The following is a 25,259-nucleotide window of genomic DNA, read 5'->3' as shown; positions in this document are numbered from 1 at the left end:
ACCTCTGATTCAATTTTTTTAATAGGGTTTCAAACTAATAGAAATGGAGATGAAGGTATGAAAAAGAAAACGTGGTCTTTCTTTATGATTTGTGTACTGGCGTTATCTACTGTATTAGCGGGATGCGGCGGTGGAAGCGAGTCTGAAGATGGGAAGAAAACCATCACTGTCTGGGCAATGGGTGAAGAAGGTAAGAAGCTTAATAAACTTGCTAAAGAATTTGAAAAAGAAAACACAGATATCAAAGTAAAGGTACAAGCGATTCCTTGGGAAACGGCTCATGACAAACTACTAACAGCTGTTGCTTCAAAAAATGGACCAGATGTTCTTCAACTGGGAACAACCTGGGTTCCGGAGTTTGCAGACGCAGGAGCGTTGCTTGATTTAACTCCATATTTAGAAGATTACCCGGATTTCAAACCTGAAAATTATTTCGCGGGTTCTGCGGACTCTATGACCTATGATGATCAAGTGGTCGGGATTCCTTGGTATATCGATACTCGTGTTTTATACTACCGAACTGACCTCTTAAAAGAAGCAGGATACGATCAAGCTCCTGCTACTTGGGATGAAATGAAAGATGCCGCTAAGAAGTTAAACGATAGAGGCGATGACGTTTACGGCCTTGATATCGACCGCAACGACCAAATCACACCGTTTATCTTTGCTTGGCAAAATGGGTATGAATTTGAAGGTAAAGATAAGATGAATTTCGATAGTCCTGAATTTAAAGAAGCGATAGAATACTATACAAGCTACTTTAAAGAAGGAATCAGCCCTACTACTGAAGGAATGGATATTGTCCAAGCGTTCAAAGACGGTGTGAAACCGATGTTCTTCAGTGGTCCATGGATGATCAATATCATTAATGACCAGGCTCCGGATCTTAAGGATAAATGGTCAGTGGCCGTTATGCCGAAGAAAGAAAAGAATACATCAAGCATGGGTGGAGCGAACTTCTCTATCTTCCATAATTCAGAGAATGTAGACGAGTCCCTTAAATTCATCTCCTATGTGAATGAAGTCGATACACAAATGGAATGGCTGGAAATGTCCAATACGCTTCCATCAAGAAAAGAAGCATGGGAAGAGCCAAAATTAAAAGACGACCCACTATTATCCGTGTTCGGGGAACAGCTGAAATCTACTAAAGCTTCTCCACAAATCAAAGAGTTTGAAAAGATCGCACAGGAATTCCTTTCAACTATTGAGAGAGTTACCGTTGGCGACGCTGACTTAGATAAAGAATTAGAACAGTTTAATAAAAAAGCACAAGAAATGGTAGAAGAGTAAACGAATCATTTTAGACGAAAATAAATGAAACAAACGCTTCTATTATGAAGTTATAGTAAGGTATATTTGGAGTTGCAGGCATATGGATCACACCTTTGCCTGAGCTCCATTTTTAGCAAGCTGGCCTTTACGAAGCGTAGTTTTAGTTAGGTGGGATATCATGGGCAATGGATTCAAATTCAGTAAAAACAATAAACATCCATATGTGTTTATAGCTCCTGCGGTTATCATATTGACTGTCTTTAGTATCATTCCGATCATTGTAGCGTTCTTTATAAGCTTTACAGATCTTGACTTAAAGGGCTTAGCCGATTGGTCCAACATCAGTTTCATCGGGCTTGAGAATTATACCAAGTTGATAACGGATGATTTATTTCATAAGTCGATCATTAATACGTTGTTTTATGTTGTCATCGGCGTTCCCCTTGTCATTATTTTTTCGTTGGGAATTGCTTTGCTGCTGAACTACGGAACAAGCACGTTATTCAAAGTGTTTCGTGGCGTGTACTACATGCCATCCATCACAAATATCATTGCCGTCGCAGTGATTTGGGGATTTCTATACAACACTGAGTACGGTTTGTTTAACTACCTATTATCACTATTGGATGTGGATAAAATTCCTTGGTTAGGAGAGCCAACGATTGCGAAACTATCGTTGATTGTTTTAGCCGTATGGAAGGGAATCGGAATCAATATGATCATCTTCCTTGCTGCCTTGCAAGGGATACCGAAATCCTATTACGAGGCTGCTGAGATGGATGGTGCCAATCGATTGCAGGTCCTTTTCAATGTCACGATTCCATTATTGAGGTATGCTACTTTCTTTGTGACGATCACCACCCTGATCGGCTGGTTGCAATTCTTCGAAGAACCATTTGTCATGACTAATGGCGGTCCACTGGATGGCACGATTTCCATGGCGCTATTCATCTACAAAAAAGGCTTCCAATTCAGTGAATTTGGTTATGCCGCAGCAGGTTCCTTTATTCTATTTATCTTTATCATTTTGATTACGCTATTCCAATTCAAGCTTAGAAAATCTGATACAGAATATTAAGTCTGAAAATTTATTAGTATCGGGGCTGAAACAATGAAAGCAAATACAATGAAACGAAAAACCGAAAAAACGCTGGTTGCCTTACTCATGATTCTTGGTGGAATCCTTGTTTCCATCCCTTTCATTTGGATGATTTCAAGCTCATTTAAACCTGAAAGTGAAGTATTGCAAATACCACCTACCTTGTTCCCAGAGAATCCTACATTGGAAAACTATCTTAACTTATTTGAAAGCATGAACTTTGGTGTGTATTTGAGAAATACCCTTGTCATCGTCTTATTTTCCTTTTTAGGATTATTCTTTAATGCCATGGCTGGCTATGGATTTGCTAAGTTTCATTTTAAAGGGAAAGAAAAAATCTTCTATATTGTACTTGCAACCATGATGATTCCTGCACAAGTCACGATGATTCCCGTTTACCTGATTTTAAATGAGATGGGCTTGACCAATACGATGGCCGGAATCATCCTGCCCGGGCTTGCAGCAGCATTCAGTATCTTCCTATTTAGACAGTTTATGACCACGATTCCAACTGATTTGCTTGAAGCAGCCCGACTTGATGGGGCAGGAGAATTTTATATCTTCTTTAAATTAATCGTTCCGATCGCGAAGCCTATCTTTGCTGTACAGGGAATCCTGACGTTTATCGGAGCTTGGAACAGCTTCCTATGGCCGTTGATCATCGCCAATGATGAAAGTCTCTACACCCTGTCAGTAGGACTATCCCTGCTTCAAGGGCAGTATGCGAATAACTTCGGTCTTCAAATGGCTGGAGCAGCATTCATGGTCGTACCGATTATCATCATCTTCTCTTTCTTTCAAAAATATATCGTCGAGGGCTTTACGATGTCGGGGATTAAATAGTGACGGGGAAAAATATCAATCTCTATTAGTCGAGAGTGTGAATACCCATACTATAAATGTATAATGGATTTTAAATACAGAGATGAACAACCGCTATTCATATAGCAATCATAGGATGTGAATAAATGGCAACAATCAAAGATGTAGCAAAGCTTTCAGGAGTAGCCGTTTCAACGGCCTCCTACGCTTTAAATAACAGCAACAAAGTAAGCGAAGAAACACGAAAGAAAGTATTGGATGCAGCAAAGCAATTGAACTATCAAAAGAACGGACTCGCATCCGATTTAAAACGAACCAACACGAATACCATCGCCCTGATTTTAAGTGATTTATCAGGCCCTTATTATTCTGAATTAATTAAAGGCGTCCAGGATGTGACCTCTACTAATGGGTATGATCTCATAGCCTGCAGTTCAATTGGCGGTGCCCAATCTACGGCTATTAAATTTTTGAGAGAAAAACGAGTCGATGGGGTCATCATTCTAGCTCACAACATAACAGACGAAACAATATTGGAATCCACCCGCGAAGGATTCCCTATCGTCGTGTTGGACCGGGATATTAAACATGACCATGTTCTCCAGGTGGAAGTGGACAATGTCGAGGGTGCTTTTCAAGCAACGGAACATCTGATAGAGAATGGTCACCGTGACATTGCCTATATCAGCGGTCCATATAACTCCCACGATAATGAACTTCGTTTCCAAGGATTTAAACAAGCCCTGGAAAAACACGGCATCACCTATCGTTCTAAATGGAAGACATCAGGCGGATTTACACGTGAAGGCGGATACAAAGCAACGAAAATGCTCATTGCACAACAAGATATTCCCCAAGCGATCTTTTACGCCAATGATGAAATGGCCATTGGAGGATTACAAGCTCTATCTGAAAAGAAATTCAGCGTTCCAGAAGATATTTCGATTATCGGATTCGATGATATTCAACTGGCAGAGTACGTATCCCCCCCTTTGACCACAATGAGGCAGCCGAAATACGAAGCCGGCGCACTCGCTGTTCATCTTATCTTTCAGAAGCTGGCTAAAGAGGAAGTCGATCCTTATTATAAGTTGACGACTGAATTAATAGTAAGGCGTTCAGTGAAAGAGAATCGTTAGAATGTGAAGCAAATCCGTAAAAGCGGATTTGCTTTTTTGTCGTGAAACACCCTTCATATTGCAAACAGTACTTCTAATGTCACCTGTACAAAAACCACATATAGGACGACCAACTCCTTTCCTAAAAGTGACTCTTACTAAAACCATCCGTTAACAAAACCTTCACAAATATTGGGTACATTGTGTGATTGAGATGGTATTTTACTGGGTATACAATGAGTAGGAATGAATATTCATTCCGTATTTAACCCATGAAAGGCTGAATCCTATGGCAACTGCAATAAATAAACGAGACAGCATTATATCAAGCGCGTTGGTCCTTTTCGCTGAGCGTGGATACGACGCGACTACGATTCCAATGATTGCGACATCGGCAGGAGTCGGAGCCGGTACCATCTATCGTTACTTTGAAAATAAAGAAGTGCTTGGCAACACGCTCTTTCAAGAGTATGTAGGGATATTTACGGAAACTCTTGAAAAAGATTTCCCGTATGATGAAACCATTCGCGATCAATTTCATCATATATTTAAAGCCATGATTCTATTTACAACAAAGCAGAGCCATGCACTTTATTTTATTAAAACACATAGCAGTGCCCACTTTTTAGACAAAGTTAGTCATGATAGCTTTCAAGGACTGCTCGATATCCTAAAGAATTTCTTCGATTCAGGAAAAGAAAAAAAAGAAATTAAGGAGCTTCCTTCCTCCGCGTTGATTGCCATTGTTTACGGAGCGTTTCTTGAGCTTCAGCGATTGGTGCGTATCGGGGAGCTGGAACCGGAAGCACAACTATTGGAACATGTTGAAAAAAGTATGTGGGACGCCGTACGCTTACACGAATGAGAAATGATTTGTTTCTCATACACCAAACGGAATGAACGTTCATTCCGTTATCAATCTTTAAAAAGAGGTGCTATTAAATGACAAAGTCAAACCAACTTCCACAGCCAAAGACGTATGGACCCCTCGGCAGTTTGCCGGTCATCGATAAAGACAAACCTCTTCAATCCTATATGAAGCTTGCAAGAGAACTTGGCCCGATCTTTCAGTTTCAATTTCCAGGGCGCATCAGTACGTTTGTATCGAGTGCCTCCCTTGCTGAAGAAATATGCGACGAAACACGCTTTGATAAGAAAGTCGGCCCGGCCCTGCAAAAAGTAAGAGCATTTGGCGGCGACGGCCTTTTCACAAGCGAAACGACGGAACATAATTGGAAAAAGGCCCATAATATCCTGCTTCCAAGCTTCAGCCAGCAGGCAATGAAAGGCTATCACGCGAAAATGGTCGATCTCGCCACCCAACTTATTCAGAAGTGGGCCCGTTTAAATCCGGCTGATGAAATCGATGTTCCTGAAGATATGACTCGCTTAACGTTGGATACGATCGGCCTTTGCGGATTTAATTACCGCTTTAACAGCTTTTACCGGGAAAACGCCCACCCATTTGTCGACAGTATGGTTCGGGCAATGGACGAAGCCATGAGTCAAACACAGCGGCTTGGTGTTCAAGATAAATTGATGGTTAAATCAAGAAAACAATTCAAAGAGGACATTCAATACCTGTTCTCTGTCGTTGATGAATTAATTGCCGAACGTAAACAAAATGGTGATCAGGGCGAGGATGACCTGCTCTCCCATATGTTAAAGGGAACTGATCCGGAAACGGGTGAAGCGTTGGATGATGAAAACATCCGTTTTCAAATCATTACGTTTTTAATTGCAGGACACGAAACAACGAGTGGTCTACTATCGTTTGCCATTTACTATCTCATGAATAATCCGGATAAATTGAAGAAAGCACAACAAGAAGTGGATGAAGTGCTGGGGGGTGACATTCCAGATTATAAACAGGTGAAAAAATTGAAATATGTTCGCATGGTGCTTAATGAAGCTCTTCGTCTATGGCCGACTGCACCGGCATTTTCCGTACATGCAAAGGACGACACGACGCTAAACGGACAATACAAAGTTAAGAAAGATGATGTATTCACCCTTATTATTCCTGAGCTTCACCGTGATCCATCCGTTTGGGGAGATGACGTGGAATCGTTTAGACCAGAGCGCTTTGAGGATCCGTCTGCTATTCCATACCATGCTTACAAACCTTTCGGAAACGGGCAGCGTGCCTGCATCGGACAGCAGTTTGCCCTTCACGAAGCTACCCTTGTTCTCGGAATGGTTTTGCAACACTTTGATCTGATTGATCATAAAGAATATCAATTGGAAGTAAAAGAAACCTTGACCCTCAAGCCAGATGGTTTCACGATGCGCGTTTCACCGCGGAAACCGGGCATGTCCTTTACCAATGCTTCTCCTGAAGAAGTGAAATCTGAAACAAAAGCAGCACAAGCTTCTATAGAGTCTTCTCATGGTACACCACTCTATATTCTGTTCGGATCAAACATGGGAACAGCCGAAGGAATCGCCCGCGATCTTGCTGAAACAGGTCGTCAACAAGGCTTTAAAGCCGAGGTTGCTCCTTTAAATGATTATACGGGTGGGCTTCCGGCAGAAGGAGCGGTTCTCATTGTCTCTGCTTCTTATAACGGAAATCCGCCGGACAATGCGGATGCATTCGTTTCTTGGCTAAAAGAAACGGAGGAAGGGACGCTGAACAATGTTCGCTATGCAGTATTCGGATGTGGCGATCACAACTGGGCGACTACGTACCAACGCATCCCTACCTTCATTGATGAGCAGATGGAACAAAAAGGAGCTCATCGCCTGGCAAACACAGGGCATGGTGATGCAAGCGACGATTTTGAAGGAGATTACGAGAAATGGTCGGATGAACTTTGGCCGAACCTGGCAAAAGAATTGAACATTGAACTTCATCAAAACGGCGAAGACAGCAGCTCGATCACGATGAATGTTGTCAGTGATGTCAGTGACACACTACTCGCCCGCACTCATCATGCTTTTACATCTGTGGTAAGTAGAAATATTGAATTGCAGCATGAGGAAAGTGGAAGGAATACAAGACATATTGAGTTGACTCTTCCAGAGGGTGTAGATTATCAGGAAGGTGACCATATCGGAGTGCTTCCGCGTAATCCTGGCGTTCTTGTCGAGCGAGTGCTCAGTCGATTCAACCTAAACGGCGAAGACTATGTCCAACTTACTGGGGATCCGGGAAAAGCAGTCCACCTTCCAACAGAGAAGCCAGTGAACCTTAAGGAATTACTCTCTAATTATGTGGAATTCCAAGAACCCGCTACCCGTTCGCAAATCCGGGCACTTGCGGCTCACACGGTATGTCCTCCCCATGTAATGGAGCTTGAAGCACTATTGGGGGATGAAACATATAAAAGGGAAATTCTCGGTAAACGGATCACAATGCTGGACCTGGTGGAAAAGTATCTTGCATGTGAAATCCCGTTTGAAGCTTTCCTGCTTTTACTCCCGGCACTAAAAGCAAGATACTACTCTATTTCAAGCTCTCCCCTTTATAAAGAAGGAGAAGCGAGCATCACGGTCAGCGTGGTTCGCGGAGCTGCATGGAGCGGAAATGGAGAATACAAAGGAATTGCATCAAACTATCTGGCGGAACGTTCCGAAGGAGATAAAGTAGCGTGCTTTATATCTACACCTCAGTCGAACTTCCAGCTTCCGGACGAAACCGAAACACCAATCGTCATGATCGGACCCGGGACAGGAATTGCACCATTTAGAGGATTTATTCAGGCTCGCCGGATTCTTAAAGAAAAAGGAGAAACTCTTGGTGCAGCCCATCTTTACTTCGGCTGCCGCAATCCACAACATGATTTCTTATATCAAGAGGAATTGGAGAAGGCCGAACAAGATGGAATCGTCACTCTTCACACGGCTTTCTCAAGATGCCCTGGTAAAGAAAAGACATACGTCCAGCACCGTTTGGTGGAAAGCGCTGAAGACATTCTTCCTTTGCTGAAAGATGGCGGCCGCTTATACATCTGTGGAGACGGTGGTAAAATGGCACCTGATGTGGAACACACATTAGTGGAAAGCTATATGCATTTCTATCAAACAACGAGAGAAGAAGCTGCCGCATGGCTGGGATCACTTGAAGAAGATGGTCGATACGCCAAGGATGTTTGGGCAGGAGCGTAATGAAAAGGAGAGCAGCGAACCTTTGTTGGGTTCGCTGTTTTTTTGTGATGAATGGGAGTGGCTGTAGGAAAACCCGGAATCATTTAAAGGGATAATTGACTATTCAGGTGCCTGGCATTTACCCTATCCCCATCCATATCAACCAATCATGCTACTTACCCCCAAAAAATAATACAAAAAAAGCACCGGATTATTCCGGTGCTTTCCAACAAATCCTTACTTATTAACCTTCAAAATACGTCCTTCTTCAACAGGATCTACTGTCCCTTGTGCTTTGATATAGTTTACAAAAGCTTCTAAATCTACGATATCAATGACTTGGTTCTTACCTTCTAATAGAACCGAGTATCCGTCCCCGCCGCCTGCCATAAAGTTGTTTACCGTAATGGAGTATGTTTTTGCCAGATCAAGTGGTTGATCGTCCCCGGTTGTAACGGATTTAATTCTGCTTCCTTCAGGTTTACTGCTATCATACGAAACCTTCAATCCGGAAATCTGTAAGATTCTTGGTGCATTAGGATCTTTCGCCCATTGGGATTCGAAAAGTTCATAGACCTGCTGTCCAGTCAGATCCATCGTTACAAGGTCATTACCGAACGGCTGAACAGTGAAGGCTTCTTTCCATGTGATTTCTCCTGCATCGATTTCTGCACGGATGCCGCCTGGGTTCATAAAGGCAAAGTCTGTTCCCGTATGACTTCTCATAGCGTCTGCGATCAGATTACCCATGGCAGACTCACCATCGGCATTTTGAACCCTGCTGATTCCGTTTGTTGTGTTCCCAATTTTCACATTCAGGATAGGTGCGACATCTGCAAGATATTCATCCAGCATGTCTTTAATCCGGGCATCTGGCGTGATGGTTCTAACGGCAGAAACGATTTCCGCTTTTTTCGACGTGATATCCTTGGTGTCCGGATCAATCACGAAATCCACATCCGAAAACGCTGTACCATAAGAATACGATTGAACAAGAAGCTTTCCATCCACAATCGTATTTGCATACTGATGATTGTGTCCACCAAACATAATATCCACTTCATCGTCTACTTTTGTTGCCATATCAGCCAGTTCTTCTGAAGGGTTAGATCCATCAGTGTTTGATTTCACAGGGTTATGGGAAAGGACGACAATCGCCTCTACACCCTTCTCCTTAAGTTCTTCTGTATATTTGTTAATCGCTTCGACTTCATCTGTAAATGTGACTCCCTCTGTTCCACTCGGTGTGACAATTCCCGGTGTATCAGAGAAAGCAATTCCGATAAACCCAATAGGAACCCCGTTAACCTCTTTTACCACATATGGAGAAAGAATCGGTTCTTTCGTATTGCTATCCACTACGTTTGCCGCTACATAAGGGAAATTCGCCCCTTCAAATACCCCATATTTAGAGTAGGTTTTTGAATGTCTTCCACCGTCGATCAGGCGCATCATTTCATCTACACCTTCGTCAAACTCATGGTTTCCTACAGTTCCTACATCAAAACCGATTTCATTTAGCATTTTGATCGTTGGTTCATCTTGTAATAACGCAGATACCGGAGAACTCGCCCCTGCGATATCTCCTGCATGCACCATAAGTGTGTTAGGATTCGTTGCTTCACGTTCTTTTAAATGGGCAGCCAAGTATTCAATCCCCCCAGCGTTCAAACCTTTGTTATATGTGTCCAATTGACCGTGAAGATCATTGATGCCTAATAATTGAACTTCAAAGGGCTCTTCTGCTGGAAAATCAATCTTGTATTTATGGAATCCATTTGTACTTTCTCCGACATGATGGATGTTCGATGTTTGCTGAGCAAACGTTTTTGCTTCTGGAGAAGATTCAAAGGTGACATCAACCTTTCCCGAAACCGGTGCAAACGTCCAGTTCTTATCTGCAGTTGGATTAATCGTTTTGTTTTTAATAATGTAGTTCATGACTACTTGACGATTCTCGTCTGGTGAAACATAGATGACTCGTTTCCCATCAGGATTCGCAAGCTTAGTAAATGAAGCACGATAGTTATTCGTAGCCACGACAAACTTCTGATTTTCCTCTACCGGCTTACCATTAAACATTAAGTTTTTCACACGACTTGCTCCTGCATTAATCACGTTCCCGGACTGATCATATTTGGCAGGCTTCGTTACATCCACTTCATACGTCACACCATCGATCGTATCAAAGTTGTAAGCTTGGAAATCCTTATTAATCAAAGATTGTTCCTCTGTTATCGTCGGATCGATTTGATTGAAGTTCCCTGTTGTCCATTCGATATATTCTTTTACTTCGGCACCTGTTAAAAGTAATGCTTGAACCGTATTTGGATACTTGTAAAGGTCAGAAACGTTTTTAATCGTCACTGTTCCTTTAGGAATGTTTGTGTACTCACTGGCCCCATTTCTTCCAGCTTTAAAAGGAGCTGCAGATGAAAGGACAGGAAGATCTTCGTATTCAGTTCCTTTTAACGCATTCTCTACATACTCTTTTTGAGCGTTGCTGACAATTTGTACGGATGGATCATCCTGTACCCGTGCAAAGAAGCTGTGAATAGGTGCTTCCGTTTGACCTACTTCACCATTGATGTATTGAATGGTGCTGTCATGGGAATCTTTTAAAACATCAACCATTTCTTTATCCGCTGCTGCTCCGTTTGAAGAAATAACTTCCGATTGAGAATCTTTCACTTTCCATTTACCATTAACCTGTTCCAGAGTTAAGTCAATGACACCAAGTGTTTTTCCGTCAACATTCGCTTGAACGGCAGCCACACCATTGATTGTTCCTTTTTTATTATCCACACCTTCAAGTGAGTTGTAGGAAGCATCTCCCGGGAAGGACAGGTGAGTGTGTCCGAATAAAATCGCATCGATTCCATCTACCTCACTTAGTGGATAAACGGTATTTTCTTTATTGGATTTATCTTTGTCAAAACCTGAATGAGAGAGAACAACAACCACTTCTGCTCCATCCTTCTTCATTTTCGGAACCCATTTTTCAGCTGACGCTACTACGTCCTCCGTTACTACTTTGCCTTCCAGGTTCGCTTTATCCCATTGCATGATTTGAGGAGCTACGAAGCCAATGACACCGACCTTGACTGTTTGCTTGTTCCCTTTTTCATCGACTACTTCTTTATCCACAATTTTATATGGCTTTACAAGGTTTTCATCGTTTGACGGATCCTGATCATGGTCATCTTTATACACGTTACCAGACACATATGGGAAGTTAGCACCTTTGATACTATTTTCCAGGAATTCCAACCCATAGTTGAATTCATGGTTCCCAAGAGTTGCGGCATCATAATTCAATAAGTTCATCGCTTCATAGATCGGATGTGTTTCATTTTCGATTAATCCTTCAGATACGGCATTTTCTCCACCTAGAATGGATACGTACTTGCTGTCCACCAATTGCTTGGCAGCATCAGTCATGGCATTTTTCTCAACTAAAAGGACAGGAGCATCGTGCTTGGCTGCGAGAACTGATCCCGTTAATCCATCCACAAAATTTCTTCCTGTTGTGACAAACACTTTATCCGTTACTTTATCCAACTCAGTAGCAATTTTGAGTGACGTTTCAAATCGATTTTGACCGAAAATCCGTGATGGGTTTTTCAGTTGTTTTTCAACTTTTTCACTGATGACGCCAGGTCCACCTACAATGATGGTTTTATCTTTCCCTTTAAGAGATTCAGTTGTCGTACCTGGTACACTATCCTTCTTTGTCAGAAGAATCGGATACCCATTCTTTGCAGCATATGGTGCAATCGCAATGGCATCTGGATAGTTGGATCCGTCTGCAAGGATGGCAGTGTCTGTGTTTCCGCCAACTTCCTCAGCAATCATGGTGGCCGTCTCATAGCGATCAGAACCTTGGATTCTCTTAATATATAATTTCATCTTGCTTAATTCACTTTGTACATCTGCAGAAACGGCATTTACCCCGCCTAAAATAATCACTTTTTTCGCACCAAGACGTTTGATTTCTTCCTTCGTCTTTGCATTTAAGCTCTTCGTGCCCGTCAATAGGATCGGCGCATCCAAGTGATAAGCTAATGGCGCTCCCGTTAACGCATCGGCAAAATTATCAGAACGTGCGATGACTACTGTATCAGATTTCGCCCAGCCTTTTTTCGATACATCTACTGCCGTTTCATATCGATCATCACCTGATAAACGATTCACAAATGTTAAGGGATCAACCTTAGCGATAAAATCAGTAAATGGATTCCCTTGAAGCAGGTCACCATTATCCAGCAGTAAATTATTCGGGTTTTCTTCACGTTCTTTTTTGATCAGAGTTGAAAGGCGAACAAGTCCATTTTCAACAGGTTTATCAGAATAATAGTCATGATCCATTAAACTTCCATGCACATCGGTCGTTTCCATTATTTTTAATTTTACATAAGCATCATTCGATAAAACATTTGTAGGGGCTTTTTCTGCCGAAACGGTACCCCCTACCGGAGAAGCAATCATACCTAAAGCTAAAGTTGACAGAGCAATACTACTTAACTTCTTTTTTACTCCATTGTTCAAACCATTCAACCCTCTCAAAATTAATATGTAAGGAACAACCCAGATCTATTAAACAGTCGAATTGACTCATTTTTTATTCTAATCTGAATCATCTAAGACAATTATACTTCGAAAATTGTCATTTACTATCATTTTTTTACATAATTTAATAAATTTTAAACAAAAAAAGAAGACTATGAACCTATAAAAGGATCATAGTCTTCTTTATCAAATAGGAGTAAGTGTCCACTCGTCATCTTCGTACAGAACTTTGTAAACTCCTTCAGGGTTATCCACATCTATATATTTAAATAGCCATTCATTAATCGCTTTATCAGAGTCCAATACGACTAGAAAGTCTGAATTCTTGAGGCTTGTAAAGAACTTTTCTTTTTCTTCCTCAGAACTTAACCCGTTCGTGATCGAATAGTTCATGGACAGCTGTTCATATGAAACGATATATTTCAAATATCCTCTATCATCTTTACTCTTGGGGCTATAGTAAGTCACCTCTGGATCAATGGCTCCCGTTGAGGCAATCTTGCTAAATTTGTTTTTCACTTCCCATCTGATTGAGGAAATCGTTTCCGGTTTTTCCGCAATCACTTTAACATTCCCACTAAATGGATATATGAATAGACTCCCTAGGAGAATCAGAGTAATCATTTTCGAAATAGGCTTATTGTTTAAATAATGGCTCCACTCATAGATGACAGCACTCATTAATATACCAATCACATAGATAATAATCGTTGATTGATACCTGCCGAAACCTGCAATTCTTGCTGCCTCAAATTCCGGCATTAAATACACATACATGAAATAGAGAGAGAACATGTATAGAACGTAAAAACCATTCGAAATAAAAATGGAGAAAATCAAAAGCTTGGATAGCTTTCTTTGGACTACATACATCAATACCAGAAGGAGAACAGCCATTATATTTACAATAGCGACAGCTTTAAAGTTATTTGATTCTAAATTAGTCGAGGCCCTCCATAACTGTGGGCCGATATGATCCATGAACTCTGAGGACTTTTCATTATTCGCGACTTTATCCGGTGTAACAGCGAACTTGTTTGCACCGTAACCCGTTTGGTAAGCCTTGATGGTATATTTTATCCATAAGTAATTCAAGAACATAGGAATCCCGATCAACCACAATAAAGCATTATAGACAATCTTTCTTACATCTTTCGTCAAAGGTTTCTTATGTACGTAATAGAAATAAATAAAGCTCAGGATAAGAATGACATTGAATGCCAGAAAGATTTTCCCGCTATCTTTTAGCAGCATAAGAAAGATCAGGATGGGTGTATTCACGATCAGCTGCTTCTTCCAATCACCTCTATAATAATACGCTACAATAACCGAGGCGAAAGCAACCAATCCTAATAAGATGTCCACTAAAAGGTTATAAAAGCTTCCCCAATTGACAAGCAATAGAGAAATACCAGCCGCCATAGTTAAAAGAATAACTCCAGGTCTTTTCCATTCACTAAAGAAGTACATTGTCACGACACAAGAGATAGCTAAAAACGCCTGCGCCATTAAGGCATAACTTTCATGTTTCCCTAATACTTCCAATATGAAATAAATAAACACTGCACTGCCGGGAGGATAGTTTTGAAATGTCACAATCGTCGAACTGTCCGGTAAACCATTGATCAGTGACATTTCCCTGACAATTAATCCCCAGTGGCTGAAATTATCATAGTGTGTCAAGATCAGCCCCTTCAAATAAATCATCATACCAAGTATTGACAGGGCAAATACAATGATACTTGGATGAAGCATCGGCATTAATGCTTGTTTCCTTCTAAAATAAAGAAAAAGGTAAATAACAAAAAGAATAAGCCCCAAGTAGTAAATGAGATTTACTGCTAGAGGCATAATATTAATTAAACCTGCACAAAACACAACTGTAGTAATGGATGAAAAGATAAAGATAGGAATAAAAGCGATATGCACTTTTATTCTATTGAAAGAGAGAAGTCCCCATCCGCTTAAGGAAGCGAATAATAATAAAAATGAAACAACGCTGTTACTCATTATTCAACAACTCGCGACGACCAACTTCATTTTTAAAAACCCATTCTCTTTGAATCACAAAACTCACCAGGAACAACAAAGAATCTACGATTATCTTAATGACTACCTCTCCAGAACTTACAGCCGAATAAATATAGTGTACCCCCAACGCTGAAACCCCCATCTGCACGATGCTCAGGGCATAATATTTTACCATCGTATTCGATGAACTGGACTTAAATACTACGTTTCTATTAATCATAAAATTAATGAACGAAGATAAAACCCTTGAAAGCACTGTCGAGACGATGATAAATGAATCGGGTAACACTTCTTTTAACATCAATGAGAAAATCATGAATAAAACGATGTCTATCCCAAATGATGCAAAAGAGGATGCAATAAACCTGAGGAACACCGAATAGATTTTGATAGAATCTTTAATGGGATTGAAGTGAGATGATTTATTTTCTTCTATATAAATGGTTTTGATCTTAACTTCTTCTATTTTAATATTCTTTTTCTTACATTCCAGCAACATGTTCATCTCGTATTCATAACGATCACCCTTCACCTCTAGCAAATCATCTACAAACATTGCAGGAACTGCCCGCAATCCAGTTTGTGTATCCGATACGTTGATACCGCTGGCAAATTTCACAACTACCTTTGTAAGGTTATTCCCGAATCTGCTTCTAAACGGAATATTTTCTTCTGAAAAATTCCTTGAGCCCAGTACTAGACTAGTCGGACTTTCCAATAACTTAGCTGCTACTTTTTTCATATCTTCCAATGTATGTTGACCATCGGAATCAATCGTAATGAGGCCCATTGAGTCGTTATAATTCTCATTAAAATATGTAAAAGCCGTTTTCAGTGCCCGACCTTTCCCTTGATTCACACTATGGTGCAGCACCACACATTCCTTTGTTTCTTCTAAACCTTCAAATATACCGGAACACTCTTTTTTACTTCCATCATTTACAATAATAACTCGTGAAAATTGAGCTGAAATGATTTCATTCACTAAAGTTGTCAACTTTTCATCTGGGTTATAGGCAGGAATGATGATGGCAATATCATGTATGGATTTCATTGTATCTCCTCCCAAAAATTTCAATCTATCTCACTATATCTAAACCAACTGCAAAATTCAATGAAATAGCAATATCTTTACAAAAACTATACGATTGAGCGGGACACGGGGACAGGCACCGTGTCCCACATATAGTAGAGCCCACGCTTGCCTGCCATCATTCGCTGATAAGTTTGAGATTCCGCTGATAAAATCCGAATTTCGCTGATATATTGAAAATATCGCTGATAAATCCATCTCTGTGGTCAAAATGAACCCCCACACCCCACCAAATTGACTCCCAACACCCTAAACTATAACCAAAGCGGCAAAAAAAGCAGCAAACCGATAAAGATTCCTGCTTCCCCCCTCTATTTTTCACATATCCTTCACTACTTTGATCCAAAAAAAGAGAGCTCCCAAAATGAGAAGCCCTCCAATTACTATTTCCCGCCTGTGAATGAAATTCCTTTAATAAAGTAGCGATTAAAGAATGCATACAGAAGGAGTACCGGCAGAGTAAAGACCATGGATGCAGCCATGATATAGTTCCAGTAGCTGACGTATTGGCCTTTAAAGGTGTTCAATCCTAATGGCAGTGTGTACATTTCTGTATCGGTCATGACAATCAATGGGGTCATGAAGTTGTTCCAGAATCCCATGAACACAAAGATTGCTTGTGCCGCCAAGGCCGGTTTGGCTAACGGCAATACCACCTTGAAGAAGATTCCGAAACGGCTTAGACCATCGATTTGAGCAGCCTCTTCCAGTTCCTTCGGGAAGTTGATGAAGAACTGTCTCATCATGAAGATGAAGGTTGCATTGATCATGGCCGGTACGATCATCCCTTGATACGAGTTAAGCCAGCCGATTTCCTTTAAAATTAAATAGTTTGGGATCATCGTGACTTGTGCCGGTATCATCAGGACTGCGAGAATCATGATGAATAATGCCTTCTTCCCTGGAAAGCTTAAGCGCGCCAAGGCGTATCCAGACATGGAATTAAAGATGATATTCAATGCTGTCCCGATTACTGCGATGAATAAACTATTGAATAACCATCTAGGAAATAGCTCCTGCTCGATAAAGATCTGTTTGTAATTATCCAAAGTGAAATTCTTCGGTATGAAATTCATCGTTCCGCTAATGATTTCTTCTAATGTTTTAAAAGAAGAGGAGAGTGCCCATAAGAATGGAATCAGAGTTGTGATCGCATAGCCTATCAGGACAATGTATAGAAGACGCTTACTGAACGTCTTTTTCTTCGAATTCATGCTTCCATCCTCCTTAATAGAGTGATTCTTCTTTAGAGAATTTACGTTGAATCAGTGTCGCCACCAGGATGATTATGGCGAGCGCGAAGGCAAGTGCGGCTGCATACCCCATGGTGCCCAATGATTTAAAGGCATATTGATAGATTAGGAGGACAACCGTTAACGTCGAGTTATTCGGTCCACCGGATCCACCTGAGAAAATATACGATTGATCAAACAGCTGGAACGTTCCGATAACCCCCATGATCACGACGAAGGATGTAACCGGCCTGAGAAACGGTACGGTCACATAGAAGAACTTCTGAATCGCATTCGCTCCGTCCAGTTCAGCCGCTTCATATAACGAGTCTGGAATATCCTGAAGCGCTGCAAGATAGATGACCATGAAAAATGGTGCCGTTGCCCAGATGTTCATGAACATAATCGCATTCAAGGCGATGTCAGGATCACCTAAGAAATTATACGTCGGCAAGCCTACTTTTTCTAAAAGATTATTGATCAGCCCTTCTTTGTTATACATCCACATAAAGATCAGCGTCAGCACGGCTGAAGACGTTAAGGTCGGTAAGAAATAGACAATCCTGAAAAGCTTCTCACCTTTTAATCCCGCATTTAACGTCGCTGCCAGCACCAAAGCCAGAAAGGTTTGTGTTGGCACCACAATCAGTACGTACTTCGCCGTGTTTTTCAAAGCGATAATGGCCCGATTGTCTTCCATGATCCTCGCAAAATTCTCAAATGCAACAAATTCAAAACTCATATCCCCCAGGAGTTGAACCTTATGAAAGGATAAAAAGATGGCATAAAGAATCGGTCCAATAATAAACACCGCTAATACAAATAGCGTGGGAGACATAAATAAGTATCCTTGTCCTGCATCCTGTAATCTCTTCTTAGAAGATTGTTTGTTCATTCTTATCCCTACCTTCTATCTGTCTAAAATCTGCCCTATTCCCTGTATTCTTTCCGCCCAGGTCTGTCTAGCCAAGACCTCAAAAGAAAGAATACAGTCAATGGTAAAGCTGTACCTGACACCATCATCAGTGCCAGGTACCTTTAAAAAGATTATTGAATTTCGCTATTCGCTTGTTCTTCTGCTTCTTTCAGTGCTTCATCCAGAGGTCTGTCTCCCAGGAAGGCAGCGATAAATTGGTTGTTAAAGTTGTTCATGATGATCGGCAGGTTCTTTCCTTCTGCCCAAACCGTTGCATATGGTGCTCCGGCTACAAGTGCTCCGCGTAATTCATCCTTGTCATACCCTAATTTTTCAGCTACTGACTTACGTGTCGGAAGGGCAAACCCTTTAGAAGTCCACGTTTCCATTCCTTCTTTACCAGTTAGATACGAAATCAGCTTCCATGAAGCTTCCTTCTTTTCCGATGCCGCATTCATCACATATCCAACCGTGTAGGCCATTGTTCCTTTTTCTCCATTGATTGTCGGTAATTCAGCCGTTCCGTATTCAACATCCGGGAACGTATCCGCTAGGAATGGAATCGCCCAGTTTCCTTCGATGACCATGGCTGCTTTCCCTTGACCGAACATTTCTCCTCCCCAGTTCGCTCCTACTTCTGAAGCCTGTGCAGAGGTTTTGTCTTCGTTATGCTGGTCGATGATCGGCTGAAGGGCATTGACCACTTTATCTGAAGCAAAGTTCGCTTGATCATCCTTCACGACTTCCCCACCGGTTGCCTGAGCAATGTGATAAAGGCGGGCTAGTTCCGGAGCTACTCCAAATCCATAAACGCCATCTTTCGTCAGAGCCTTTGAAACTTCACGAAGCTCATCCCATGTTTTCGGAACTTCCACACCTGCTTCTTCAAACATCTTTTTATTGTAAAAGAGAGCTAGAGTCGAATAGTCTTTCGGGAAACCATATGTCTTTCCATCCACCTGGAACGCTTCAAGCATCGGTTTCTCGAAATCTTTCACATCGAAATCTTCTGTTACGTAATCATCCAGCGGCTCAACAACCCCTGTTTCAATCAGGGCAGGAGCTTCCAGAGCATCCAAATAGAAAACGTCGGGACCTTCTCCACCAATCAAACGTGTTTTCAATACATCCATATACTGCTCAGAAATGACTTCGTGTTTTACGTCAATATTCGGATGTTTTTCTTCAAAATCAGAAATCGTTTGAGTTAAAAGCTTCTGTTCAGAAGGATTTCCTCCCCAGCCTGCAAGAGTGATTTCGACCTTTTCGCTTGCTCCATTTGAACTCGTCTTCTCATCTGATCCACTGCATCCTGCCAATACCGATCCCACTAACATCGTCGTAATTCCTAGACTCGCGATCCACTTCTTCTTCGCCATTTTCATAACCCCTTTATTGATTTATTTAAAATAGGATTGTTATTCCTGGATGTGATTACACTGTCTGTTTTTCTTTCACAATGTCGTAGCCTGTTGTGTTTTCTATAATGGTGGTTTCTACTTTGTCTCCTTTTCGCATTAAGGAAAGAGATAGCACTCCATCACCAATCGTTATATCGTGAACCGTCAACATATTCATTTCATCGAGTAAAATCGGATTGAGATGGATTTCTTTTGTAAGACTGTTCGGGAATAACCCTAGCAGTGATTGTATAAACACAAGTGGTGTCCCCGCTGCCCACGCTTGTGGTGAACATGCGACCGGATACTTTACAGCCTTCCCAATTGCAGACTCATACCCGCAGAACAATTCCGGCAGTCGATCATATTCGAAGTGGCGGGATGCATCAATCAGTCCGCTCATCACCTTCTTTGATTCCTCGGTAAATCCTAGTTTACTTAATCCCAGCAGAGTCATGCTGTTATCATGTGGCCAAATGCTTCCATCGTGATAGCTCATCGGGTTATAGCCTGCTTCGCCTTTCCCCATGGTACGAATTCCGTATCCTGAAAACATTTTGTCATTCGTTAACGTTTGACTTACTTTTTCAGCACGGTTCCCTGACATCATTTCCGAATATAAAACATGCCCTGGATTGGAAGTGATCGTACCTACCTTTTCTTTGTTTTGATCAAGGGCGATGGCGTAGAATTCCTGGTCGTCCATCCAAAACTCCTGTTCAAATCGTTCTTGCAGGTTTTTCGCTTCTGCTTTTAATCTAGAAGCCGTTTCAATATTCTCAAGTGCTTCATAAACAGCAGCCAATCCACGTTTCGCCTGATACACATATCCTTGGACCTCTACTAAGGCAATCGGCGTATCAGCGTAGTCCCCGTTTCGATGAACGATGGAGTCCCCGGAATCCTTCCAGCCCTGGTTGGCAATTCCCTTGGATGATTCCTGATGGTACTCAACGAATAGATCTCCGTCACGATCTCCGTACTGGTCAATCCATTCAAGAGCTCTCTTCACATTATCTTCAAGCTTATGGAACGTATCCAAATCACCGGTCCATTTCACATACTCTGTTAAAAGAACAAGGAATAACGGTGTTGCATCAATCGTTCCGTAATAAGGCGTGAACGGAATCTGGTTCGTATTGGCAAGCTCCCCGTAGCGTATTTCATGCATGATCTTGCCCGGCTGTTCGTCTCTCCAAGGATCCACCTTCGTCCCTTGCTCACTGGCCATGGTGAACAGGGTGCCTCTTGCAACCTGTGGTTCGAAGGCAATCATTTGCAGGGCCGCAATCAGACTGTCTCTTCCGAATGGAACCCCGAACCAAGGCAGACCAGCTACAGGAAACTTTCCGTATCCAGTGTCGGTCAGTAACACTCTAAGATCTGACAATCCTCTGTCCACCAGGCGTTGAAGTGGCTGGTAATCCGTTTCTACTTTCGTTAACTGAGCGGACCATTCTTTATAAGAGACTTTTAATTTTTGAAGAGCCTCTTCGACAGGTAAAATGTCATCTCTGGTTTCTACATTTTCCAGTGGCACAATCATAAACGTAATGGACTGTTCTTCCTCATGCTGAAGATCAACCTGGAAAGTAATCTCTCCATTTTCCTTCACGTTTTTCGCTTTGGCATCCCACTGAATCTTTGTCGCACGATTGATATCGTCTGCTCCTTCATATTGGAAGGTGAGGGATTGATCCTCAACGTTCTGACCTGTTCTCTTTCCTACGTTCCCAGTTTGGAACCCGCGTACGATGAACATATCGTTAAAGTCCACATCGACTTCTATATTCAACTCAAACGAGACCGGCTTTGGGTAATAGTTTTTCGTCGTAATCGTTTCATATAACACATCATCATAAATAAAGCGCTTACGTTCAATTTCTACTGATTCCCTCCAGAGAATAAGATTTCCCTCCTCCTCTTGGTGGGGGTTCGTCGATAGAATCGTAGACATATAGTTTTCGGATCCATCCGAATGTAATAGAATCGGTTTTTCATTATTTATTTTTACATTCAACTTGCTAAGGTACCTCGTGTCATTCTTGTATAAACCAAGTCCATAACTGTGATCTGAAACGATATCTCCCTGCTCATCTGTAAGAAGAAATAAGTTGTTTTCTTTAATCACTCTGTAGTTCATATTGGTTCCTCCTACTTTCATAACGCTTCGTTTTTGTTAGTGAGTCATATCGGTGTTTTCCTGTTTTCCGAAACGTTTTGGAAATCCGGCAAAAAAAATATATCCATTTCCAAAACGTTTCGGATTACCCCCTAAATAAAAGTTGGCTTTTACTCCTCTTCCTTTTGAAGACTTTCACCAACGTTTATTCATTTCTATGATTCGTACTTTCTCTTTTGATTAACTTTGTCTCCAACACCATTCGATGGGTCTTGGATTGATTTGATAATAAGTCGAGCAATAATCTTGCCCCTTCATACCCCAGCTGAAACTTATTTTGTTGGATGGTTGTCAGCTTGGGACTAACATAGGAAGCAAGCAGTATATCATCATACCCGACAATGGAAAGTTTTTCTGGCACCTGTATCTTCAACTCTTTCGCTGCACTCATCGCTCCAATGGCCATTAAATCGCTTGCGCAAAATATAGCTGTTATTTCAGGATGTGAGGTCAATAATGTGTTAGCTGCTTTCTTTCCGCTTTCTTCTGTGAACTTACCATTCACGATGTAGTTGGTATTGAGTTCTACCCTTGCTTTTTGCAAAGCGTTTTTATACCCTTCCAATCGCTGCTGACTAACAAACGCAAACTCATGTCCATTAATCATCCCGATGTTCTTGTGACCATTTTCGAGTAAATGTTGAACGGCTTTCTCAGCTCCTAATACATTATCCGTTGTCACATGACTCACATTCCCGGACTCAAGGGGAATATCAATTAATACGCAAGGAATATCACTTTCGACGACTTCATGTAAATAAGGATCATCGGTGCGAATCCCCTGGATTATGACCCCGTCCACTCTTCTTTCCCTGCAAAGTTGAGTATACGTCTTTTCACGCTGCTTCGAAGAATTGGTGTTGAATAGGACAAGATCGTAGTCAGAACCGGAAACAAATTCATTAATGCCCGCCAGCACTTCCACGATGAAATTATCCTTCACACTTTCCTTTGTAAATCCGGAAACGAGTAATCCAATCGTTTTCGACTTTTTCATAACTAAACTTCGGGCAATCGAATTTGGACTATAATTTAACTCTTTGGCAACTTCTGCAATCTTCTTTCTCGTGTCTTCATTGACATCTGAATATCCATTTAACGCCCTTGACACCGTCGTAACGGATACCCCGGCTACTCTGGCAATATCTTTAATCGTAGTCACTTACACATCTCCCAAAACGTTTCGGATTTCCTTTAACTGAATAATACAACAGATTGAAAACGATTACAACATTATTTTTCAATAACGTTTTTTTGTTGGGACAGGGGGACAGGCACCGTGTCCCACTTATACCGTTGTGGCAGTTTCGCCGCTATTTTTGAAATTTCGCCGTTAACATCAGAATTCCGCCGTTAAATGGATCTCAGATTATATCGGGACGCAGCGATAGATAACTGGACGCTGGTTGGGCCTATCTTTTAATGCTTTGAATGTCTGAGTTCGCTGATAAATTTGAGATTTCGCTGATATATTGAAAATATCGCTGATAAAATCATGATTTCGCTGATATATCAAGAACCCTTAAAGAATGTCCCCCTCTTTTATCACCCAAAGGACTATCACCTCACCTTTTTTCTCTAATTCACTCATCATTTATGTCCCAAAACATAAAAAAACAGCGAATTTTCATAAATTCGCTGCATGATATGATCTCTTTTATAGATTATTTATTTCCTCGCTTCATGAACCTTCAGCATCTTACCCTTGACTGTGGTTTTCTTCATCGCTTGTAAGACCAACGGCCCTTTGCCATTCAATATCTCCACATACGAAAGGTTTTCCTGGATCGTGATGATCCCGATGTCGTCAGCAGTCACGCCATCAAGTTTCGCAATTGTTCCGACGAAATCGACTGCCCTGATTTTCTTTTTCTTCCCACCATTGAAGTAGAGCTTCATGATACCTCTGTTCAATTGCTCACTCTTGTCTGATTTAAAATCAGGTTCCGTGTCTAATTTCCGATCAAAATCCGCTTTGGCTTTTGACACTGCTTCTTCCGACGGCGACTGCAGCTTTGGAATCGTAAATCCGATATAGTCTTCAATCTCGGCAAGGAATTTATCTTCATACGGTGTGCAGAAGGTGATCGCCTTCCCTTCAGAACCTGCGCGGCCCGTTCTTCCCGTGCGGTGAACATAACTTTCTTTTTCCATGGGGATATCATAATTGATGACATGTGTAATGTTTTCAATATCGATTCCACGGGCTGCCACATCCGTTGCCACCAGGTACCGGAATTCCCCTCTTTTAAAATCGTCCATCACTTCAAAGCGCGCTTCCTGAATCATACCGCCATGAATTTTATCAACGGGATACCCTGATCGATCCAACTCATCACATAATGTATCAACATTTTCTTTTGTTCGGCAAAAGATGATGCAGCTATCGGGATTTTCAACAGTTGTGACGTTTTTCAGCAGAGTCAGCTTATTCTCCTCTCTCACTTCGATCAAAGAGTGATCGATTTTATCTGTCGTAATACCCGTTGCTTTGATTTCAATGTGAACTGGTTTCTTCATATATTTATGGCAAAGTGTTTCCACATCCTCTGGTAATGTAGCTGAGAATGTCAGCGTTACCCGCTCAGTCGGCAGCTCCTGAATAATCGCTTCCACCTGTTCGATAAACCCCATGTTAAGCATCTCATCGGCTTCGTCGATTACAAGGTACGAAAGCTTATCCAGTGGGAATGTTCCTTTTTCAATATGATCGAGAACACGACCGGGAGTGCCTACTACGACATGATTTTTCTGCTTAAGCTCAAGTTTTTGTCGTTGAAAAGGAGATTTCCCGTACACGGCAGCCGCTTTGATACGCTTATATCTACCGATGTTTGTGATGTCTTCTTTTACTTGAACCGCGAGTTCACGTGTTGGCGTCAGCACAAGGGCTTGAGGCTTATTCTCTTCCCACTGTACCATCTCGCAAATCGGAATCCCGAAAGAGGCTGTCTTACCGCTTCCTGTTTGGGAACGCACAACAAGATCCTTCTTCTCCAGAGCCAATGGAAGCACCTTGGATTGAACCTCGGTTGGAGCTTGATACCCTAAACCGGATAGAGCCCTTACAATTTCATTACTAAGCTTATAATCCGTAAATTGTTTTATACTCATTTCACTACCTCATTTATTCCTTCTTTAGTTTTATTCTCATAGGAAAGTGTCGATTCTATTCAATGGAATTATACCCCCAGCAAATTCTTTTCAAATATCTTTAGGTATTCCACCGATAGTGTGTTATGCTTTACCTAACCATTTTTAACTTGTAACATGTTGTCTCCGGGACCGACGAACGCTGTCGGTCCCTTTTTATATCTAAAGCGCAGGCGGCTCGCCCAGAGGCGACAAGCATAAGGCGAACATGCCGGAAAGGCGTTCTTTGCCTTTTTGGCATGTTTGACTTATGACCTCGAGCCTCTAGCCGCCGGAGCTG

General features: G+C 41.6%; 15 protein-coding genes. 6 read left to right on the top strand and 9 right to left on the bottom strand.

Annotated elements, in window-relative coordinates; all coding sequences use genetic code 11:
* Positions 1 to 57 precede the first annotated feature (57 nt).
* The 6 genes from Q1B03_RS17900 to Q1B03_RS17875 all read left to right on the top strand — a co-directional run bounded on the left by Q1B03_RS17900 (position 58) and on the right by Q1B03_RS17875 (position 8,424).
* Positions 58 to 1,293 (top strand): sugar ABC transporter substrate-binding protein, encoded by a 1,236-nt coding sequence (locus Q1B03_RS17900; protein ID WP_299744612.1) that lies wholly within the window; start codon positions 58 to 60, stop codon positions 1,291 to 1,293.
* Positions 1,294 to 1,453: 160 nt separating this feature from the next.
* Positions 1,454 to 2,353, top strand: coding sequence for a carbohydrate ABC transporter permease (locus Q1B03_RS17895; RefSeq protein ID WP_299744609.1), 900 nt, complete (start codon positions 1,454 to 1,456; stop codon positions 2,351 to 2,353).
* A gap of 33 nt (positions 2,354 to 2,386) precedes the next feature.
* Positions 2,387 to 3,217 carry a carbohydrate ABC transporter permease gene (locus tag Q1B03_RS17890; RefSeq protein WP_113971086.1) on the top strand — a complete coding sequence of 277 codons (831 nt, stop codon included), beginning with the start codon at positions 2,387 to 2,389 and terminating at the stop codon, positions 3,215 to 3,217.
* A 125-nt stretch (positions 3,218 to 3,342) separates the two neighbouring features.
* Positions 3,343 to 4,335, top strand: a complete 993-nt coding sequence (locus tag Q1B03_RS17885; RefSeq protein ID WP_299744600.1) for a LacI family DNA-binding transcriptional regulator — start codon at positions 3,343 to 3,345, stop codon at positions 4,333 to 4,335.
* Positions 4,336 to 4,603: 268 nt separating this feature from the next.
* Positions 4,604 to 5,179: a TetR/AcrR family transcriptional regulator gene (locus Q1B03_RS17880; RefSeq protein ID WP_299744597.1), complete on the top strand. Its 576-nt coding sequence runs from the start codon at positions 4,604 to 4,606 to the stop codon at positions 5,177 to 5,179.
* Positions 5,180 to 5,256: 77 nt separating this feature from the next.
* The gene (locus Q1B03_RS17875) at positions 5,257 to 8,424 is read left to right on the top strand and encodes a bifunctional cytochrome P450/NADPH--P450 reductase (protein ID WP_299744594.1); all 3,168 of its coding nucleotides are present in this window, start codon (positions 5,257 to 5,259) and stop codon (positions 8,422 to 8,424) included.
* A gap of 216 nt (positions 8,425 to 8,640) precedes the next feature.
* On the opposite strand, the gene Q1B03_RS17870 is transcribed toward Q1B03_RS17875, so the two are convergent.
* The 9 genes from Q1B03_RS17870 to Q1B03_RS17830 all read right to left on the bottom strand — a co-directional run bounded on the left by Q1B03_RS17870 (position 8,641) and on the right by Q1B03_RS17830 (position 24,940).
* Positions 8,641 to 12,951, bottom strand: a complete 4,311-nt coding sequence (locus Q1B03_RS17870) for a bifunctional 2',3'-cyclic-nucleotide 2'-phosphodiesterase/3'-nucleotidase (protein ID WP_299744591.1) — start codon at positions 12,949 to 12,951, stop codon at positions 8,641 to 8,643.
* A 207-nt stretch (positions 12,952 to 13,158) separates the two neighbouring features.
* The gene (locus Q1B03_RS17865; protein WP_299744588.1) at positions 13,159 to 14,982 is read right to left on the bottom strand and encodes a hypothetical protein; all 1,824 of its coding nucleotides are present in this window, start codon (positions 14,980 to 14,982) and stop codon (positions 13,159 to 13,161) included.
* Positions 14,975 to 16,057, bottom strand: a complete 1,083-nt coding sequence (locus tag Q1B03_RS17860; protein ID WP_299744585.1) for a bifunctional glycosyltransferase family 2/GtrA family protein — start codon at positions 16,055 to 16,057, stop codon at positions 14,975 to 14,977. Before Q1B03_RS17860 ends, Q1B03_RS17865 begins: the two co-directional genes overlap by 8 nt.
* A 422-nt stretch (positions 16,058 to 16,479) precedes the next feature.
* A complete protein-coding gene (locus Q1B03_RS17855) occupies positions 16,480 to 17,310 on the bottom strand; it encodes a carbohydrate ABC transporter permease (RefSeq protein WP_149157402.1) in 831 nt (276 codons plus the stop codon).
* Positions 17,311 to 17,323: 13 nt separating this feature from the next.
* Positions 17,324 to 18,223, bottom strand: a complete 900-nt coding sequence (locus Q1B03_RS17850) for a carbohydrate ABC transporter permease (RefSeq protein WP_299744581.1) — start codon at positions 18,221 to 18,223, stop codon at positions 17,324 to 17,326.
* A gap of 152 nt (positions 18,224 to 18,375) precedes the next feature.
* The gene (locus tag Q1B03_RS17845; RefSeq protein WP_299744578.1) at positions 18,376 to 19,623 is read right to left on the bottom strand and encodes an ABC transporter substrate-binding protein; all 1,248 of its coding nucleotides are present in this window, start codon (positions 19,621 to 19,623) and stop codon (positions 18,376 to 18,378) included.
* 55 nt (positions 19,624 to 19,678) lie between these two features.
* Entirely contained in the window at positions 19,679 to 21,787 is a 2,109-nt protein-coding gene (locus Q1B03_RS17840; protein ID WP_299744575.1) for an amylo-alpha-1,6-glucosidase, read from the bottom strand.
* A 184-nt stretch (positions 21,788 to 21,971) separates the two neighbouring features.
* Entirely contained in the window at positions 21,972 to 22,988 is a 1,017-nt protein-coding gene (locus Q1B03_RS17835; RefSeq protein ID WP_299744572.1) for a LacI family DNA-binding transcriptional regulator, read from the bottom strand.
* 506 nt (positions 22,989 to 23,494) lie between these two features.
* Positions 23,495 to 24,940, bottom strand: a complete 1,446-nt coding sequence (locus Q1B03_RS17830) for a DEAD/DEAH box helicase (protein WP_299744569.1) — start codon at positions 24,938 to 24,940, stop codon at positions 23,495 to 23,497.
* Positions 24,941 to 25,259 lie beyond the last annotated feature (319 nt).

It is taken from the genome of uncultured Rossellomorea sp. (assembly GCF_947488365.1).
GTDB lineage: Bacteria > Bacillota > Bacilli > Bacillales > Bacillaceae_B > Rossellomorea.
The sequence above is the reverse complement of the archived record's forward strand: the minus strand, read 5'-3'. Positions and strand labels throughout refer to the sequence as shown.

Bases quoted from the DNA above. Each gene is read 5' to 3' on its own strand.
- Q1B03_RS17900 (WP_299744612.1), top strand. From the start codon at position 58: ATGAAAAAGAAAACGTGGTCTTTCTTTATGATTTGTGTACTGGCGTTA.
- Q1B03_RS17895 (WP_299744609.1), top strand. From the start codon at position 1,454: ATGGGCAATGGATTCAAATTCAGTAAAAACAATAAACATCCATATGTG.
- Q1B03_RS17890 (WP_113971086.1), top strand. From the start codon at position 2,387: ATGAAAGCAAATACAATGAAACGAAAAACCGAAAAAACGCTGGTTGCC.
- Q1B03_RS17885 (WP_299744600.1), top strand. From the start codon at position 3,343: ATGGCAACAATCAAAGATGTAGCAAAGCTTTCAGGAGTAGCCGTTTCA.
- Q1B03_RS17880 (WP_299744597.1), top strand. From the start codon at position 4,604: ATGGCAACTGCAATAAATAAACGAGACAGCATTATATCAAGCGCGTTG.
- Q1B03_RS17875 (WP_299744594.1), top strand. From the start codon at position 5,257: ATGACAAAGTCAAACCAACTTCCACAGCCAAAGACGTATGGACCCCTC.
- Q1B03_RS17865 (WP_299744588.1), bottom strand. From the start codon at position 14,982: ATGAGTAACAGCGTTGTTTCATTTTTATTATTATTCGCTTCCTTAAGC.
- Q1B03_RS17860 (WP_299744585.1), bottom strand. From the start codon at position 16,057: ATGAAATCCATACATGATATTGCCATCATCATTCCTGCCTATAACCCA.
- Q1B03_RS17855 (WP_149157402.1), bottom strand. From the start codon at position 17,310: ATGAATTCGAAGAAAAAGACGTTCAGTAAGCGTCTTCTATACATTGTC.
- Q1B03_RS17850 (WP_299744581.1), bottom strand. From the start codon at position 18,223: ATGAACAAACAATCTTCTAAGAAGAGATTACAGGATGCAGGACAAGGA.
- Q1B03_RS17845 (WP_299744578.1), bottom strand. From the start codon at position 19,623: ATGGCGAAGAAGAAGTGGATCGCGAGTCTAGGAATTACGACGATGTTA.
- Q1B03_RS17840 (WP_299744575.1), bottom strand. From the start codon at position 21,787: ATGAACTACAGAGTGATTAAAGAAAACAACTTATTTCTTCTTACAGAT.
- Q1B03_RS17830 (WP_299744569.1), bottom strand. From the start codon at position 24,940: ATGAGTATAAAACAATTTACGGATTATAAGCTTAGTAATGAAATTGTA.